Below are 17,063 nucleotides of genomic sequence, written 5' to 3'. Positions count from 1 at the left end.
TGAGTATCAAACGCCCGATGAGGTGTACTACGGGCAACCGATAGCCTTGGCTAGCCTGAGCCAGGGAAACAACCGGATCATAGCTTAGTGACACCATCAGGTTGTCCAACTGATCGGGTCCACCTCATCTCGCGGTCATCGCTTCCCGAATCATGCCAATCGTTATGTGCAGGAACACAACCGTCATCGGTAAGCGGAAGTGGTTTTAATGTAGCAGACGCTTTAGCTTCTGAGCAGGCCGCAGGCCTGCCGATAAACCCGGGGCCCTGACGGGCCCTCCGAAGCTGAAGCGTCGGCTACACCAGGACGCGACATCTCGCGGTCATCGCTTCCCGAATCATGCCAATCGTTATGTGCAGGAACACAAACGTCATCGGTAAGCGGAAGTGGTTTTTAATGTAGCAGACGCTTTAGCTTCTGAGCAGGCCGCAGGCCTGCCGATAAACCCGGGGCCCTGCCGGGCCCTCCGAAGCTAAAGCGTCGGCTACATTAGGACGCGACATCTCGCGGTCATCGCTTCCCGAATCATGCCAATCGTTATATGCAGGAACACAACCGTCATCGGTAAGCGGAAGTGGTTTTTAATGTAGCAGACGCTTTAGCTTCTGAGCAGGCCGCAGGCCTGCCGATAAACCCGGGGCCCTGACGGCCCCTCCGAAGCTAAAGCGTCGGCTACATTAGGACGCGACATCTCGCGGTCATCGCTTCCCGAATCATGCCAATCGTTATGTGCAGGAACACAACCGTCATCGGTAAGCGGAAGTGGTTTTTAATGTAGCAGACGCTTTAGCTTCTGAGCAGGCCGCAGGCCTGCCGATAAACCCGGGGCCCTGCCGGCCCCTCCGAAGCTGAAGCGTCGGCTACACCAGGACGCGACATCTCGCGGTCATCGCTTCCCGAATCATGCCAATCGTTATGTGCAGGAACACAACCGTCATCGGTAAGCGGAAGTGGTTTTTAATGTAGCAGACGCTTTAGCTTCTGAGCAGGCCGTAGGCCTGCCGATAAACCCGGGGCCCTGCCGGGCCCTCCGAAGCTGAAGCGTCGGCTACATACCCGTGCAAAACCTTACGACCGGGACATACCTACCGGCGATTCTCGCTGTCCGCTGCCGGCAAACGACGGTTCATCATGTCGGTCAGGCTGCTCAACTGCTGCTGCACCTCATCCAGCTTGCGGGCCATGTCGTCCCGTTCGCGGTGGGCCTGTTCGGCCTCGCGACTGTTCTGCTCGGCGCTCATTACTTCCAGGATCACACCGATCATCATGTTCAGGAACACGAACGCCGTCAGAAAGATGAAGGTGATGTAGAACAGCCAGCTCAGCGGGTAGACCGACATGGTTTCGTACATCACGTCCGTCCAGTCTTCGAACGTCGCCACGCGGAAAAGCGTAAGCAGCGACACGGCCACGTCGCCCCACAGATCCTCGTTGATCGGCGCGAAGAACAGGGAACCCATCGCGGCGTAGATGTAGAAGATGATGAACATCAGCAGGGCGATGTAACCCATGCAGGGAATCGCCTTGAGCAGGGAGTTGATCAGGAAGCGCAGTTCCGGAACCACCGAAACCAGACGCAGCACCCGGAACACCCGGAGCAGCCGGCCGAGGAGCACGGCTTCGGAATTATCGAGCGGGATCAGGCTGCCCACAACCACGATGGTGTCGAACAGGTTCCAGCCGTCCAGCAGGAAGCGTTTCTTGTCGGGATAGACCGCGAATCGGAAAATGATTTCCAGCAGGAAAAATACGGTAATCGCACCGTCGAGGAACAGCACCGCTTGCTCGACCACGTCCGGAAGGTCATAGGTCTTGGCGCCGATGGCCAGCGCCGACAAAATAATGATCGAGATGACGGCCGTCTGGAAGAGACGACTCGATTCAATGCGACGCAGGCTTCCCAGAACGGAAGGCGCACCGGCGGAATACGACATGGTGTGGGGTCTCCGAAAGCGCGGGGATAGGTGCGAATTTTATGCCGTTGCCCGCCAAAGGAGAAGCGTTCTCAGTCCTTATCGCCGTTGTTCTTTTGGCGTCGACGGTTCAGGCGGATGATGACGTCCGCAAGGGAATGGATCTGGCGATTGGCGACGCGGATGGAGCGATACACCCGGGTGGAGACGTCGTCATGGATTTCCCGGGCGCGGAGGCTGTTTTCACGGATCCGGTCATCTCCGGACAGGCGATCGATGGCCTGGAAGGTGGTGTCGCTCAGCATGCGGTGCAGGACGGCAATCGCCGCGGTGCCGCCGTCGACGGAATCCTGCAGCATCAGGCGCCGGTTGTCGGCCTCGATGCGCTCGAATTCGCGTTTGCGAACGGCATTCTCGACTCGGGCGAGCGTGGCTTCCAGTCGCTTGAACTGCTCACTGATGTGTGACGCACGCTGCCAGGCCAGCCCCATAAACAAGGCGGTCACGGCTGTGCCGGTCAGCAGTATCCAGAGCATGGAGACCTTCTCCGTTAGCGATATTCCACCTTCATTTCGGCTTCGACGCCGCGCTCTGCCAGTTCAGCGCCGACTTCACGCATCACCTGCTGGTAAACCCGGCGGCAGACCATATTGGGCAGGTGATCCGCCACAATCCGCGCGGACCGGGACTCCCGCTTGGCCACGGCGATCGGATCCAGTACCCGCACGGTCAATACCATCTGCGGTTCTTCGCTACGGCGCCCACCGTTCAAAGATTCGATCCGGGACAGGGCGCTCTCCAGCATTTCACCCTGACGCTTGAGCTGGCGATACAGCACAATCGCGGCGATGAGCAGGCCAATCACGCACAAGGCGAGGAACACCGTCACGTTGGAAACTCCTGTTACCATGGTTGTTTCATCGTTGTCGTCCCTACAGGCACTTGGCCTGCGAGGCTTTCATGCATAGTGTGAGGGACGTCAGCGGCCTTGCGATTGGCCGAAGTGCCGCTTTGATACCGGGCGCCCGGAAACCCGTGGAACCCAACGCGACAGTACAGGACAGGGAGATAGCATGAGCCGAAGAACCGCCTTGGTCACCGGCGCCTCCGCCGGCATCGGTCAGGGATTCGCCGAGAAACTCGCCAGTCAGGGTTACGACCTGGTGCTGGTGGCCCGCCGCCGGGAGCGTCTGGAAGCGCTCGGTAGGGATCTGCAGGCCCGCTTTGGGGTGGCGGTTCACATCGTGGCCGAAGACCTGGGCGACTCCGGTGCCGTAGAACGCATCCTCCACGCCGTCGACGATGCCGGGCTCCATGTGGACTTCCTGGTGAACAACGCCGGTTTTGCCGCGCGCACCAGCCTGGTGGACAGCGACTGGTCGGTGCTGAACCAGGAAATCCAGGTGATGGTCACGGCGCTGACCGAACTGATGGTCAAGCTGGGCCGGCGCATCGTGAAGCGGGGCTATGGGCACATCATCAACGTGGCGTCCCTGGCCGCCTTTGCACCGTCGCCGGCGGGCATGCTGTATACGGGCATCAAGAACTATGTGGTGAATGTGTCCGAGAGCGCGGACATGGAATTTCGCCAGCACGGCGTTCGGGTGACTGCGTTGTGCCCGGGCTTTACCTACACTGAGTTCCACGACGTCCAGGGCACGCGCGAACAGGTGAGTCGCCTGCCGTCGATTCTGTGGCAGAACGTGCCGGCCGTCGTCGAGGAGGGCTACCGGGCCGCGTTGGCCGGCAAGCCGGTTTGCATTCCCGGCCGGTTCAACAAGGTTATCGCGTCAGTCAGCGGGTTGCTTCCGGAGTCCGTTCGCTACCAGTTGGGACGTCGGGGCCGAATCTACTGATCGACCTGAACCGCAGGATGCGCGGGTGCGTACCAAACCAGGCATCACCACTAACGCGTTGAATCCTGTCTATACTGCCTCTTCTGTACTGCCAATCGGGGGATCGCTATGGAGTGGCTCAAGGCCTTTGTTGCCGGTGTGCTGGCGACACTTCTGTTTCACCAGGGGCTGTTTGGTCTTTTCTATCTGACCGGTCTGGTGCCGGTGGCGCCGTACAACGTTGCGCCCGTTCCGCCATTCGGTGTGCCTGCGGTCCTGTCACTGGCGTTCTTCGGCGGGCTCTGGGGTATTCCCATCTGGGCGGCTATCCGTCGCATGAAGCCGCTGGCGCACTGGATCAGTGCCATTGTTCTTGGTGCAATAGGGCCCACCGTGGTCGCCATGCTGGTGGTGTTTCCGCTCAAGGGAATCCCCGTGTCCGCTCAGACCTGGATGGGTGGACTGGTGCTGAACGGCTTCTGGGGCCTGGGGCTGGCGGTGTTCATGGCGTTTATGGTTAATCGCAGAAAATTATAATAATCAAAAAAGTACGAATAAATTTTCAGCTACTGTCAACAAAAGGGATCTCAGAATGAGTCAGGCACCATTCGACATTGTGGTTTTCGGCGCGACCAGTTTCGTGGGGCAGATCCTGTCCCGTTACCTCCTTGAGCGATATGGCGTTGGTGGCGAGGTGAAGTGGGCCATTGCCGGGCGTTCGGAAGCCAAGCTGGTAACGTTCAAGTCGGGGCTGGGTGAGGCGGCCGCGGATCTTCCGGTCATCATCGCGGACGCCGGCAACGAAGCATCGCTGACCGAGATGTGCGAACAGACCCGCGTGGTCATTTCCACGGTCGGGCCCTACGCACTCTACGGTGAGCCGCTGGTTCAGGCGTGCGTGAACAGCGGTACGGATTACTGCGACCTGACCGGCGAAGTGCAGTGGATCCGTAAGATGATCGAGCGTTACGAGGAGCAGGCAAAAGTCACCGGCGCGCGCATCGTTCATTGCTGCGGCTTCGACTCGATTCCCTCGGACATGGGCGTTTATTACCTTCAGCAGCAGGCGAAAGCTCAGTTCGGTGAGCCGTGCTCGACGGTGAAAATGCGGGTGAAGGCAGCCAAGGGCGGATTGTCCGGTGGTACCGTCGCCAGCATGATCAACGTGACCAAGGAAGCGGTGGCCGATCCCGCACTGCGCAAGGAACTGGCCAACCCGTATTCCATCTGCCCGAAGGATTTCCGGCCGGCCCGTCGTCAGCACAACGTGAAAGCGGCGGAATACGATGAGGATTTCCAGGCGTGGACGGCGCCGTTCGTGATGGGCGCCATCAATACCCGTGTCGTACACCGCTCCAACGCCTTGCAGGGTGCCGCCTACGGTCAGGAATTCGGTTACGACGAGGCGGTCCTGACCGGTAAAGGACTCAAGGGACGCGCGGCGGCGCTGGGTGTGGCTGCGGGACTGGGCGGTTTCCTGGTGGCTGCGACCATCAAACCGGCCCGTTGGGCGCTGGAGAAGTTTGTCCTGCCCAAGCCGGGCGAAGGCCCGACGCCCAAAGCCCAGGAGGAAGGTTTCTTTGACCTGCGTTTCGTGGGCATTTCCCCAAAAGGGGAGATCATTCGCACCAAGGTGACCGGCGACCGGGATCCCGGTTACGGCTCCACCGGCAAGATGCTGGGCGAGGCGGCCATGTGCCTGGCGTTCGACATCGACACGCCGGAAAAGCGCCCCGGCGGTTTCTGGACTCCGGCCTCCCTGCTGGGCCAGAAAGCCATCGACCGCCTGGTGGCGAACGCGGGCCTGCGCTTCGAATTGCTCGAGAACCGCTAGACGCGCGTCAGGCTCGCCATTCCTCCACCGTCAGCGTCCTGTGCATCGGTGGCAGGGCGCTGGCGTCGTGGGCCAGGCCCACCACCGTCTTGCCACTCAACTCGATTTCCAGCGCCTTGGACAGCTGCGCGGCCGTTTCCCGATCCAGGCCGGTAAACGGCTCGTCGAGAATCACGATGGGTGCATCCAGCAGGAGCACCCGCGCCAGCGCGACCCGGCGGGCCTCGCCACCGGAGAGTTGGCGGCCCGCTTCGCCGACCCAGGTCATCAGGCCCAGAGGCCAGCTGTCCACGGCTTCCGCCAGTTGGACGACCTCCAGCACGTGCCAGATTTCACCGGAGGTCACGTCCGGCCGGGCCAGTTTGAGGTTATCCAGCAGCGTCCCGTTAAACAGGTGAGTACGTTGGGTCAGGTAAGCCACGTTGCGCTGCGCGCCAATGCCGCCCGCCGGCCAGCGGGGCCGACCGTGGCAACGGATTTCGCCGGTATCCGGGGTCAGCAGACCGGCCGCCAGGTCGGCCAGCGTGGACTTGCCACTACCGGACGCACCGATGAAGCCAACCCGGTCCCCGGGGGCCAGTTTCAGCGAGAAGTGGCTCAACAGCGGGTGATGATCCTCAAACGCAAAGCCCACATCGAGCCATTCCAGCTCGCCGGGCGAGGGCTCGTCGACGGTCTCCGGAGCGTCCATGAGCTCGTAATGCACTTCGTTGTTGAGACGACGGGCAGAGGCTACCGTACCGCCGAATTCCGCGTAAGCCGGGGGCAGGGCAATCAGGATCTCACCCAGGCCGAGTACCGCAAGCGGGATCAACACCGCCACGGGACCACTCACAGTGCCGGATTCGACGCCGCCCAGCCCCATCACCAGCGCCAGCAGCGCGATGGCCTGCACGGTCCAGGTGATCAGGCCCTGCGCCGTGGAAACCGACCGCTCCGTGGCGTACTGCGGGCGCATCATGACCTCGTCGTCGTCCAGCAGCCGATCGTAATATGCGCCGATCAGCCCGGCCGCCCGCAGTTCCGCCTGACCTTCCAGGGTCTCGATCAGCCGTCCACGCAGGTTTTCCAGGCGCTCCACCCGGCGCGCGGTGCGCTGTCGATTCATTCGGGCCAGACCCAGCGTGATGACGGCAGCCAGCGCCAGCAGGGCGACCAGCACCCACAGGGCAAGCTGACCGCTGACCAGCAACGCCAGCAGGCTGACAGTGCCAATGGCCAGAATCGCCACGCCCAGCGGCGCCAGCAGCCGCAGATACAGGTTGTCGAGTGCATCGATGTCCTGCACCAGACGGCTCAGCCGATCCGAGGCCCGGGCGAACAGGTGCTCATGGGGCAGCTGGTGAGCCAGGGTCGAAAACAGGCGAACGCGCAGGTCGGCGAGCAGGCGCAGCACGGTGTCGTGGTTGAACACCCGCTCGACATAGCGGGACACGGTCCGGGTGATGGCAAAGAAGCGGATGCCGCCGCCCGGCACGTAGATGTCCAAAAACGCGTGGATGCCTTTGGCCAGCAGGGCGCCGGTGATGGCCGAGGCAGTCAGGAACCAGCCGGACAGACCCAGCAGGCCAATGGCGGACAGCACCGTCAGCAGGATCAGCACGCCGCCGATCACCAAGCGGCCACGACGTTGCAGGATCAGTTTCAGCCAGGGCCAGAGTTCATTCATGGATCAGCCCTCCGTGACGGACGCGGTACACCGTGTCCGCCATATCCAGCAATTGCGGGTGATGGCTGGCGAGCACCAGGGTCCGGCCATTGGCGACCAGCTCGTCCAGGGCGGCGATCACCTGTTCTTCGCTTTCGGCGTCCAGGCCGGCCGTGGGTTCATCCAGCAGCACCAGCGGGTAATCCGCCAGGAAAATGCGCGCCAGGGCCAGTCGACGAGCCTGACCGCCGGACAGCCCGGCGCCGGACTCGGACACGGGCGCGTTCAGCCGTTGCGGATGGGTTTCCACCAGGTGCGTCAGGCCGGCCTTGGCGAGGGCATCCAACAATTGCTCGTCGCTGGCGTCTGGCGCCACCAGGCGCAGGTTTTGCGCCCAGGTGCCCTGTAGGATAAAGGGGGACTGACCCAGCCAGCCGAAGGGGCGGGCACCCGGCGTCTCGCCAAACACGCTGATCGATCCGGACTGGGGCAGGCAAAAGCCGGCAATCAGGTGCAGCAGGGTGGACTTGCCGCAGCCCGAAGGCCCTTCCAGCCCGACAATCTCGCCCGCGCCGATCGTCAGCGACAGATCGGCAAACAGCGGGCCGCGATCGGCGAACCCGAACGAGACGTGCTTCAGGTGAATGCCCTGGGCGGTGTCCGGCGTGTCGTAAACCGCCGGGGCCGTTGGAGAACGAGCGGATTCGGCCTCCAGGCGCTCCAGCAGGCAATCCGCGGCGCCGATGGCAGAGGCGCGGTCGTGGTAATGCTGGGACAGGAGGCGCAGCGGCTGGAAGAACTCCGGCGCCAGAAGCAGGATGAACAGGCCGCTGAACAGCGTCAGCTCATCGGCCCCGCCGAAATGGATATAGCCCAGCAGCCCGAAGCCGATGTACATGGCGATCACCGCAATGGCGACCGACGAGAAAAACTCCAGCACCGCCGAGGACAGGAACGCCACCTTGAGCGTTTTCATGTTTACCTTGCGGAACTGGTCGGTGACCTGGCCCACCTCGCGAGTGGCCTTATCCGTCTGACCGAACAGCTGAAGGGTCGTGAGCCCCCGCAGCCGGTCCATGAAATGACCGGACAACCGGCCCAGGGTTTCGAAGTGCTGCTGGTTCAGCTTCTCGGCGCCCATGCCCACCAGTGCCATGAACAGCGGAATGAGCGGTGCCGAGAGCAACAGGAAGAGGGCGGCGAGCCCGTCGTAGCAGAACACCACCACCAGGATCAGCAGCGGCACGATGACCGACAGCATCATCTGCGGCAGGAAGCGGGCGAAGTAACCGTGGAGGGCTTCCACCTGTTCCAGCCATTCGCTGGCCAGGGTGGCCGGACTGGTCCGGGCCAGCCCCGCAGGGCCCTGTGCCTGCCAGCTTTCAATTAATTGCCGGCGAACGGATTGGCGGATGGTTTCGCTGGACGCCGCGGCGGCGTTGTCGCGCATGATTTGGAACGCGCCACGCAGCAGAATCGCGGCGAGAATACCGCCAATCAGTGGTGTCAGTGTGACGAGTTCGACGTGTTTCATCACCACCTGAGACACCAGCCAGGCCGTCAGCCCAAGCTGGACCACCATGGCAATGGCGGAGGCGGTGCCACCGAAAATGGCGAGGCGAATCTGGGGCCGCGCCGGGCCGGCCAGCTCGTTGAGCCAGTGCCGGACCCGCCGTTGCCTTTCCTTTTCCGTGGAGGAAGGGCTCCCGGCCGCAGCGCCGGGAGCCTCGTCATTGGAGGAGGTTGGTTCAGTGATAGCCGACACCTGCCTTGACCTTGCCGCGGAAGACCCAGTAAGACCAGGCGGTGTACACCAGCACGATCGGGATCACGAACAGCACCCCGAGCAGCAGGAACAACTGGGATTCAGGTGCTGAGGCCGCATCCCACAAGGTGTAGTCCGGCGGCACCACGTACGGCCAGCGGCTGGCGATCAGGCCCAGGTAGCTGAAGATGAACAGCCCCATGGTGGACACGAACGGCATGCCTTCGTTGCGTTTACCGACGTGACGGAAGATCTGGTAGGCACAGAACAGCGCCAGCACCGGGAAGATCCAGATGACTTCGATGGCGGAGAACCAGCGCTGACGCACCAGCTCGTCTACAAAGGGCGTCCAGGCACTGACGATGGCGAACACCACCAGCACCGCAATCAGCAGCGGACGGGTGATCTTGTAGGCCCATTCCTGGATGTAGCCTTCGGACTTCAGGATCAGCCAGGTACTGCCCAGCAGCGCGTAGCCGGCCATTAGGCCCAGGCCGGTGAGCACGGTGAACGGGGTGAGCCAGTCCAGCGCACCGCCGACGTAGACGCCATTCTGGGTTTCAAAACCCTGGATGTAGGCGCCGACCACGCAACCCTGCGCGAACGAGGCGATCATGGAGCCCACCGCAAAGGCCCAGTTCCACAGGTAGCGGGACGTGCGCGCCTTGAAGCGGAACTCGAACGCCACACCGCGAAAGATCAGGCCGGCCAGCAGCAGGAACACCCCGATGTACAGCGCCGGCAGGAAGATCGAGTAGACCAGCGGGAACGCGGCCAGCAACCCGGCACCGCCGAGCACCAGCCAGGTTTCGTTGCCGTCCCAGATGGGAGCGACGGAGTTCATCATCACATCCCGGGCCTGTTCGTCCGGGGCGAAGGGGAAGAGGATACCCAGCCCCAGGTCAAAGCCGTCCATCAGGACGTACATGATGACGCCGAACCCGATAATCACAGCCCAGATAAGCGGTAAATCGATCAATTGCATGATTAGTGGCCTCCCTTGTTCAGCGGTGCGGCGTGGGTGTCGTGATCGCGTCCCGGATAGGGACCGGCCTCGAAGGTCACGTGCGCGGCCGACAGCGGACGCATCGCGCGATCGTGTTCCTCGTCCACCGGCTCTTCGTCTTCCACGCCCATCTGCAGGACCCGGAACAGGTAGTAGACGCCGGCGGTGAACACCATGGCGTAGACCACGATGTAGCCGATCAGTGTGAACAGGGCCATACCACCGGTCAGCGACGGGGTGACCGCCTCCGCCTGGGTCATGATGCCGTAGATCAGCCAGGGCGCGCGGCCCACTTCGGTGACGAACCAGCCGCTGAGAACCGCCAGGAAGGGCGCGATGCTCATCAGTCGCAGGCTCTGCAGGTACCAGACGGTGCTGTACAGCTTGCCGGTGGCTCGCAGGATCACGCCGATCACGCCGGCGAGAATCATCAACAGGCCCATGGCGACCATGATGCGGAAGCTCCAGAACACGATGGAGACCGGCGGCTGTTCATCCGGCGATACCTCCTTCAGGCCCGGCACGACACCGTTCCAATCGTGGGTCAGGATCAGGCTCGCCATATGCGGGATGCCGATTTCCATCAGGTTGGACTGGGTTTCTTGATCCGGCCAAGCGAACAGCAGCAGCGGTACGCCGGACTGGGTTTCCCAGTTGCCTTCCATCGCAGCGACCTTGGTGGGCTGGTGTTCCAGGCTGTTCAGACCGTGCTCGTCACCGATGAAGGCCTGTGCCGGCGCCAGGAAAAGGATCAGCCACAGGCACATGGACAGCGCCTTGCGGTTGGCTTCCTTCTCGCGGCCGAGCAGCAGGTACCAGGCGCTCACGCCTGCCACCACGAAGCTGCCGGTCAGGAAAGAGGCCATCACCATGTGCAGGAAGCGGAACGGGAAGGAGGGATTGAAGATCGCTTCACTCCAGGACAACACGTGGATCACGCCATCGCGCATTTCGGTGCCCGCCGGGGTCTGCATCCAGCTGTTGGCCACCAGGATCCAAAAGGCCGAGATGAACGTGCCCAGGGCCACCATCAGCGCAGCAAACAGATGCACACCGGCCGGCACCTTGTGACGCCCGAACAGCAGCACCCCGAGGAAGCCCGCCTCCAGGAAGAAGGCCGTCACCACCTCGTAGCTGAGCAACGGCCCGATAAAATTTGACGAGGCTTGTGCAAAATTGCTCCAGTTCGTACCAAACTGGAACGACATCACAATGCCGGAGACCACGCCCATCCCGAAGACCACGGCGAAAACCTTCGTCCAGAAGGCCGACAGCTTTTCCCAGGCCGGGTTTTGAGTGCGAAAGAACAGTCCTTCCAGGACTGCGATATAGGACGCCAGGCCGATCGTGAAGACCGGGAAGATCGCGTGAAACGATACAACGAAGGCGAACTGGATACGGGAGAGGAGAATGGGATCTAAATCCACGGGTACCTCCGGGCACAGGTTAGACAAAGGCGTTCCAGGTCATGCTGGAGCGGCCGCTCAAACGAAAACGAAATGCCATCTGAGGAGTGGGGTGCTGTCTGGTGACCAGAAGACCCCTTATTGTTACCGGCATCCGGAATGACGGACTGTGAGGATCCATGACCAGTCCGAAAATCCTGCTCAGCGTACCTGTCGAGCCATTGCGTGCATTGACTGAAATCAATATCGGAAATCAATAGCCTACATGCCTCTCACAATAGTAGTGCGCGAACCGGAGTGTTCCAATGTCACTTTATGAAGATCATGTTTTACCCCACCTGATTAACCGTGCCTGCTCCATCGGACCGGTGATGAAACTGCGCCAGCAACTGGTGCCTCAGGCCCGGGGCGATGTCCTCGAAGTGGGCATGGGGTCCGGGGTGAACCTCCAGTACTACAATCCCGACAGGGTCAATTCAGTATGGGGTCTGGAACCGTCCGAGGGCATGCGACGGATTGCCGCGCGAAACGTGGCGGAGGCGCCGGTGGAGGTCAAATGGCTGGATTTGCCGGGCGAGCGCATCCCGCTGGAGGACAACAGCGTGGACACCGTGTTGCTCACCTTCACCCTCTGCACCATCCCGGACTGGTTCCAGGCCTTGCAGCAGATGAAGCGCGTCCTCAAACCGGACGGCCAGCTCCTGTTCTGCGAACACGGCCGCGCCCCGGAGCCGGGCGTGCGCAAATGGCAGGACCGCCTGACCCCGGCGTGGCGAAAAGTCGCAGGCGGCTGTCACCTGAACCGACCGATTACACGGCTGCTCGAGTCCGCCGGCTTCGAGATAGAGTCGGCCGACAGCCTATACATCCAGAACACGCCGAAGATCGCGGGATTTGTGACGTACGGAGTGGCTCGAAAGCCCGAATAGGGGAGTGGTCTGGTTGAGATTTGACCGATTTGAAGGGCAAGATTGCGATCAGCCACAGCTGCTTATACAATCCCCGCTCCTTTCAGCACTCCCTCTGCCCGGGTGGTGAAATTGGTAGACACTGGAGACTTAAAATCTCTTGACCGTTAGGTCGTGCCGGTTCGAGTCCGGCCCCGGGCACCATAAATATCAATAGATTACCTTTCTTACCTAAAGCTCTTAAGTTCAAGTGCTAAAAATTTGTAGACAATATGTAGACACTAGGGAAGTCTGAATAACCGTGGTTTTTTTGCTGGTCTTGGTTTTCGCCGGCAAAAATCGAAGATTCAGACACTATTTTCCCGTTATTAGTGTGCTTCCCGCCATTTTGGCGGAAAACAGGCGCGCCGGCCCTAAACCAGCAGGTATTTTTTACCACTCAGCAAGTTGCTGAACGCTGCCAGCAGATGCAGCCGGTTGTTTTTGGCAACACCACGATAGCGGACCTTGCCATGACCGAAGACCTGCTTGATGTACCGAAAGGGATGCTCAACCTTGGCACGAACACTGGCTTTGATTGTTTCGGCTTTCAATTTATCGGCATCCAGCTTCTTCCGGGAGTCAGGCCGTTTGGCAATGAACCAGGAGACGTTTTCGCGGTGCTTATGCTCATCCCGCTTTTACCGCCAAGGTAACCGGTATCATCGAAGACTCGTTGCTCGTAACCGTGCAACAGCTCGTCGGTGGGCACGATGTCGTGAACATTGGCAGCGGTGGTATTGCCGGATCGCTGAGGTTATAGAACGACTGCATGCAGTGAACGCGGAGCATGGTGGACAGCGTGTAAGGCGGACGGCTCGTCTGAACCTTGGGATAGTGACGGGCTAATTTTTTCCAACTGCTTCCAGGGAATCAGCTTCTCCATTCGTTCCCGAAAAATTTCGCGGCGGGTTTTGCGCTTCTTGGTCTGGTACTCGGTCTCGGAGAAGGTAATCTGATCCATGGCGGCACTGAATCCTATGCGGGCGACGATGACCGTATTATCGCTGAATTTGAGACTTATTAAGAGTCTCCCTAGGTGTCTATTCTAGATACTCTATAGTAAGCTAAATAAGAATATTATAAATGCACTCTGACGAAGAACGAAAATAATTGTATTAGGGGTTTTCTCGTGAATGGAATCATAACGTCCACTAACTCCGATAGTGGCGGAGTTGGCGCTAAAAAGGGCTTCCTTTTCCAAGATCACATAGCTGTACGCCACATACTTTCATTACTTTCGGATAGTTCCGTACAAGAAGTTCATTGTGAGACCCGCGACGATATCTCAATAGTAGTCTCAGGAACCACCGGCAACTATGTTTTAAATATTCAGGTAAAAACCACTGATGGTGCAAAAAAATGGTCTACTGAAGAGTTATGCGATAGCGAGATTTACATAAAACAACTCAAGCTTGATAGCTTGCAAGTTCCTGCTAAATTTCGAATAATCTCATCTCGTGACGTAGGCTCATCATCGGTAAAGACGTTGCTTTATCCTAAAGAACAAAGGGACGCAAAAAAGCGCCAACAACTCATAAATGTAATAACAAGGCGGCATAAAGGTGCGGTATCACCAAATAAAAACTCGGCTGAGTACTGGGTAGATAACTGCCACTGGGAAGTGATAAAAGAAATTGATGCGATAAAGTTTAGGAATCAAAATTCGATAAATAGTATTGCCGAAAATTTTGGTTACAATTTGACGTCGGCGCAAATCTTGGAGATCAATGACAAGCTACTTTTAAGTGCGATCGAAGCAGCGGCTGCATCAAACAAGACAGAGTTCGAAAAAAAAATATTTAAAAAGGACGAGTTTGAGAAGCGATTCAAGAAATTAATGGATAATGCCGCGACCAGTGCCAACCCTACTAAACACCCTTATTCACCAGAGAAAATCATAAAGCCATTTTTAATAGATGTCTTTTATGATACTGATGCGAAAATTAGAACAGGGCATGGGCTTGATATCGGACTTAATTTAAACGAGTGGCGCGTAGATGATTTCGTCGAGCACCTTCTCATTTGGTTGCCAGAGTTCTGTTTGCAAGCTTCAGAGCTTAGTAATTTACCCACTAACCATTTGGAATATGGGAAGAAACTACACGACACAACAAAAAGAATACGCGATAAATTTTCAGAGCAAATGGATGAAATCCTGGGGAATTTGACGCTACATACATGCTTGCGCACAGCTCTCAAAAGCGAGCCTATTCCATGCAAGGTATTTTACTTAGCTGACACTAGTCAGTACAAATCCTTTAGAAATTCTCATTTTGTAAATAATAGCGGAATCCAAGAGTTATGGCTTGGGAGCAGTATTATATCGAAAGTAAGGTTTACTGAAACAATTCCTAAATGTTTCGATCTAATAAAAAGTATACTTGATCCTAAATTTGTTGAGAAAGAGCGAAGAGTGATCGTCGATCTCTTTGAGGCGTCTCATTATTCGTCATCTGATATAGTCGATTTTTTGGATGAAGACACGTCCTTAAACGATTTATTAAGTAGGCTTTGTATTTCGCTTCTTGTAATATATAGATCTGACGCTTTTCTAGATAAAGAAAACTATAAAGAATCCATTGAAGAAGAAATGCAAAAAAACTTCTCTAAATTATTAGAAAACCTTCCTTCAGAAATTGACTCACTGAAAATCTATATCTTTATGATTCCAGCTGAAGATATAGATCGTTTGAACGATGAGTTTAATAAGCGGCTTGGAGGTTAAGTAATGGATTTATCATTTGATGATCTTAAAGTTCGCTTAAAGAATGGAGTGTTTAGAAATCAAAACAATTTTGAAATACTACAGCATATTTCAATGCTGTGTAACTCTAAAGAGAGCATAGATAAAGGCCGGGAACTATTGATTAGGCTGCTAGAGCATAGAAATGAATTTGACTCCGTATTACTTAATTCGATGTTGCGTAAAACGGGGTTGTTTCCATACATGCAGCTTCCTGAGCAAGGCGCGCATTTAGACTTTTTTGAAACGTTGGCCTATGAACTCCATAGACCTGAAACAGAGGGTGAGGAATTAGTATTTCATTCATTACAATCCAAAGTCTATAATAAGCTAGTAAACGGGGAAAATGTAATACTCAGTGCGCCAACAAGTTTCGGAAAAAGTATTTTAATTGATTCACTTATTAGAAGTGGTCGCTTCAAAAAAATTGTTATAATCCTTCCTACCTTGGCACTAATTGATGAAACCAGACAAAGAATCTCTGAAAAATTTCAAAATAATCTTAAAGTTATTACGCACAGTTCGCAGTCAGAGCTGGAATCGGATCACGCCATAAATATTTATGCGCTTACTCAAGAGCGCGCGCTAGAGTTAAATCACATAAATAAAATTGATCTGTTGATCGTAGATGAATTCTACAAAGTTGACCCAAAGTTTGAGGAATCTGATGAACGGGCTCTTCTTTTAAATTATGCGTTTCATAAATTAGTCAAATTAAGTGCTCAGTTTTATTTGCTGGGCCCTAACATCGAGAGTGTTAGAGGTTTAGACTTTTACGGAAGGGATTATTACTTCATTCCCACGCAGTTTACGACTGTAGCCGCTGATGTTACTCATTATAATTATAAAAAAAATGATCCGAGGCGATTTCAAAAGCTAGAAGAGCTAGTATATAGAAATTCAGATTCAAAAATTGTTTACTGCCAGTCACCAACGAGTGCTTCCACTGTGGCAGGTTTGCTTGCAGAAAAAGGAGGCTTTGATATAGGCCAAGATGTTGAAGATGCAGTGGCATGGATAGAAGCCAATTATAGTCCATATTGGATCGTAGCTGAATCTCTGCGTGCGGGTATTGGAATACATCATGGTGGCGTTCCTCGCGCAATTCAGCAGTGGATGATTAAGGCATTTAACAAAGGACAGCTTAAGGTTCTTGTATGTACTTCAACGATAATTGAGGGTGTTAATACCGTAGCTAAGACAGTTATTATGTATGACCGTCGTAAAGCTACAAACATATTGGATTTTTTCAGTTTTAAAAACATTTTGGGTAGAGCTGGTCGGATGGGGGAGCATTTCGTTGGCGAAGCTCATATTTTAGAGAGTGCGCCAGAAGCTTCGCTCTTTGATGTCTCCTTTCCGATTGGCTTCCCCGAAAACTATCCTAGAGCCTCTTGGCATTTGTTGTACGATGATGAAGATGACAGGCCTGAGATACCTTCCGGTAAATTTGAAAACCTTCTTAATAACAAATATTTAAGCCAAGATTTTTTGAAAAAGAATTTGCCATTAGACATAGAGGGGCAAATCAAGGTGGCTAAGGAGCTGGAAGTAAACTCGGACTACTATAATGATTCGTTGTTCACCGGGGAGTATCCGAACTATGCACAAAAGGAAATGCTATTTAAGATCTGCTATCTCAACTTTCTGAATCATAGTTGTCAGCATTATGGCGTCTATTCAGATTCGCAGCTTCTTCATAAGGTTGAGTCTATAATGAGGTCTTCCTCATTAGCGGATTATCTTTCATCAAGAATTTCAGGCAGCAGCGAAGATCCGTCCTATGTTGTTGAGAACGATCTAAAATTCATTAGAAATATTGTTTGTTTTAGCTTGCGGCGATTTTCAACCCAGTTGTCCAAATGACCGCATTTAAGCGGCCAGCTTATTGCGCTCAACTTCCTGCGATTTCCCAGGGTTAAGCGATACCGGACCGGTGACTTCCCAGTTCCGGGTGTTTCCA

The 17,063-nt window shown here is 56.2% G+C and carries 13 protein-coding genes, 1 tRNA gene and 1 pseudogene; 7 read left to right on the top strand and 8 right to left on the bottom strand.

Translation table 11 applies throughout. From position 1 onward, the window contains the following. Positions 1-1,085: 1,085 nt before the first annotated feature. From EZI54_RS22115 to EZI54_RS22105, 3 genes are all read right to left on the bottom strand, one after another. Positions 1,086-1,934, bottom strand: coding sequence for an ion transporter (locus EZI54_RS22115; RefSeq protein WP_131484052.1), 849 nt, complete (start codon positions 1,932-1,934; stop codon positions 1,086-1,088). Positions 1,935-2,005: 71 nt separating this feature from the next. Further along, positions 2,006-2,449 (bottom strand): hypothetical protein, encoded by a 444-nt coding sequence (locus EZI54_RS22110; RefSeq protein WP_131484051.1) that lies wholly within the window; start codon positions 2,447-2,449, stop codon positions 2,006-2,008. A 14-nt stretch (positions 2,450-2,463) separates the two neighbouring features. Then, complete coding sequence (locus EZI54_RS22105; RefSeq protein ID WP_123634490.1) at positions 2,464-2,823, bottom strand: hypothetical protein; 360 nt, start codon at positions 2,821-2,823, stop codon at positions 2,464-2,466. Positions 2,824-2,986: 163 nt separating this feature from the next. On the opposite strand from EZI54_RS22105, the gene EZI54_RS22100 reads away from it, so the two are divergent. From EZI54_RS22100 to EZI54_RS22090, 3 genes are all read left to right on the top strand, one after another. Continuing rightward, positions 2,987-3,769 (top strand): SDR family NAD(P)-dependent oxidoreductase, encoded by a 783-nt coding sequence (locus EZI54_RS22100; RefSeq protein WP_131484050.1) that lies wholly within the window; start codon positions 2,987-2,989, stop codon positions 3,767-3,769. A gap of 108 nt (positions 3,770-3,877) precedes the next feature. Next, complete coding sequence (locus EZI54_RS22095) at positions 3,878-4,285, top strand: hypothetical protein (RefSeq protein WP_131484049.1); 408 nt, start codon at positions 3,878-3,880, stop codon at positions 4,283-4,285. A gap of 55 nt (positions 4,286-4,340) precedes the next feature. Next, a complete protein-coding gene (locus tag EZI54_RS22090) occupies positions 4,341-5,582 on the top strand; it encodes a saccharopine dehydrogenase family protein (RefSeq protein ID WP_131484048.1) in 1,242 nt (413 codons plus the stop codon). A gap of 7 nt (positions 5,583-5,589) precedes the next feature. Here the strand turns inward: EZI54_RS22090 and cydC are convergent, their stop codons facing one another. Genes cydC through EZI54_RS22070 form a run of 4 tightly spaced genes read right to left on the bottom strand, consistent with a single transcriptional unit; the run spans position 5,590 to position 11,428 of the window. After that, complete coding sequence (gene cydC / locus EZI54_RS22085) at positions 5,590-7,251, bottom strand: thiol reductant ABC exporter subunit CydC (protein WP_131484047.1); 1,662 nt, start codon at positions 7,249-7,251, stop codon at positions 5,590-5,592. Then, a complete protein-coding gene (cydD, locus tag EZI54_RS22080; protein ID WP_242674561.1) occupies positions 7,244-8,995 on the bottom strand; it encodes a thiol reductant ABC exporter subunit CydD in 1,752 nt (583 codons plus the stop codon). Before cydD ends, cydC begins: the two co-directional genes overlap by 8 nt. Further along, positions 8,979-9,980, bottom strand: a complete 1,002-nt coding sequence (gene cydB, locus EZI54_RS22075) for a cytochrome d ubiquinol oxidase subunit II (protein WP_131484046.1) — start codon at positions 9,978-9,980, stop codon at positions 8,979-8,981. The genes cydD and cydB overlap by 17 nt, the downstream gene beginning before the upstream one ends. 2 nt (positions 9,981-9,982) lie before the next feature. Next, a complete protein-coding gene (locus EZI54_RS22070) occupies positions 9,983-11,428 on the bottom strand; it encodes a cytochrome ubiquinol oxidase subunit I (RefSeq protein ID WP_131484045.1) in 1,446 nt (481 codons plus the stop codon). 284 nt (positions 11,429-11,712) lie between these two features. Here EZI54_RS22070 and EZI54_RS22065 point away from each other — a divergent pair, with 284 nt between their 5' ends. Beyond that, a complete protein-coding gene (locus EZI54_RS22065; RefSeq protein ID WP_131484044.1) occupies positions 11,713-12,336 on the top strand; it encodes a class I SAM-dependent methyltransferase in 624 nt (207 codons plus the stop codon). A 96-nt stretch (positions 12,337-12,432) separates the two neighbouring features. Continuing rightward, positions 12,433-12,519 (top strand) — tRNA-Leu (locus EZI54_RS22060). Between the two features lie 209 nt (positions 12,520-12,728). On the opposite strand, the pseudogene EZI54_RS22055 reads toward EZI54_RS22060, so the two are convergent. Beyond that, positions 12,729-13,318, bottom strand: a pseudogene (locus EZI54_RS22055) (transposase). 168 nt (positions 13,319-13,486) lie between these two features. Between EZI54_RS22055 and EZI54_RS22050 the strand changes: the two are divergent. Both EZI54_RS22050 and EZI54_RS22045 read left to right on the top strand, forming a co-directional pair. Beyond that, positions 13,487-15,082, top strand: a complete 1,596-nt coding sequence (locus EZI54_RS22050; RefSeq protein ID WP_131484043.1) for a HamA C-terminal domain-containing protein — start codon at positions 13,487-13,489, stop codon at positions 15,080-15,082. 3 nt (positions 15,083-15,085) lie between these two features. Then, complete coding sequence (locus tag EZI54_RS22045) at positions 15,086-16,966, top strand: DEAD/DEAH box helicase (protein ID WP_131484042.1); 1,881 nt, start codon at positions 15,086-15,088, stop codon at positions 16,964-16,966. The last annotated feature ends 97 nt before the right edge of the window (positions 16,967-17,063 follow it).

The organism is Marinobacter halodurans, assembly GCF_004327985.1.
GTDB lineage: Bacteria > Pseudomonadota > Gammaproteobacteria > Pseudomonadales > Oleiphilaceae > Marinobacter_A > Marinobacter_A halodurans.
The sequence above is the reverse complement of the archived record's forward strand: the minus strand, read 5'-3'. Positions and strand labels throughout refer to the sequence as shown.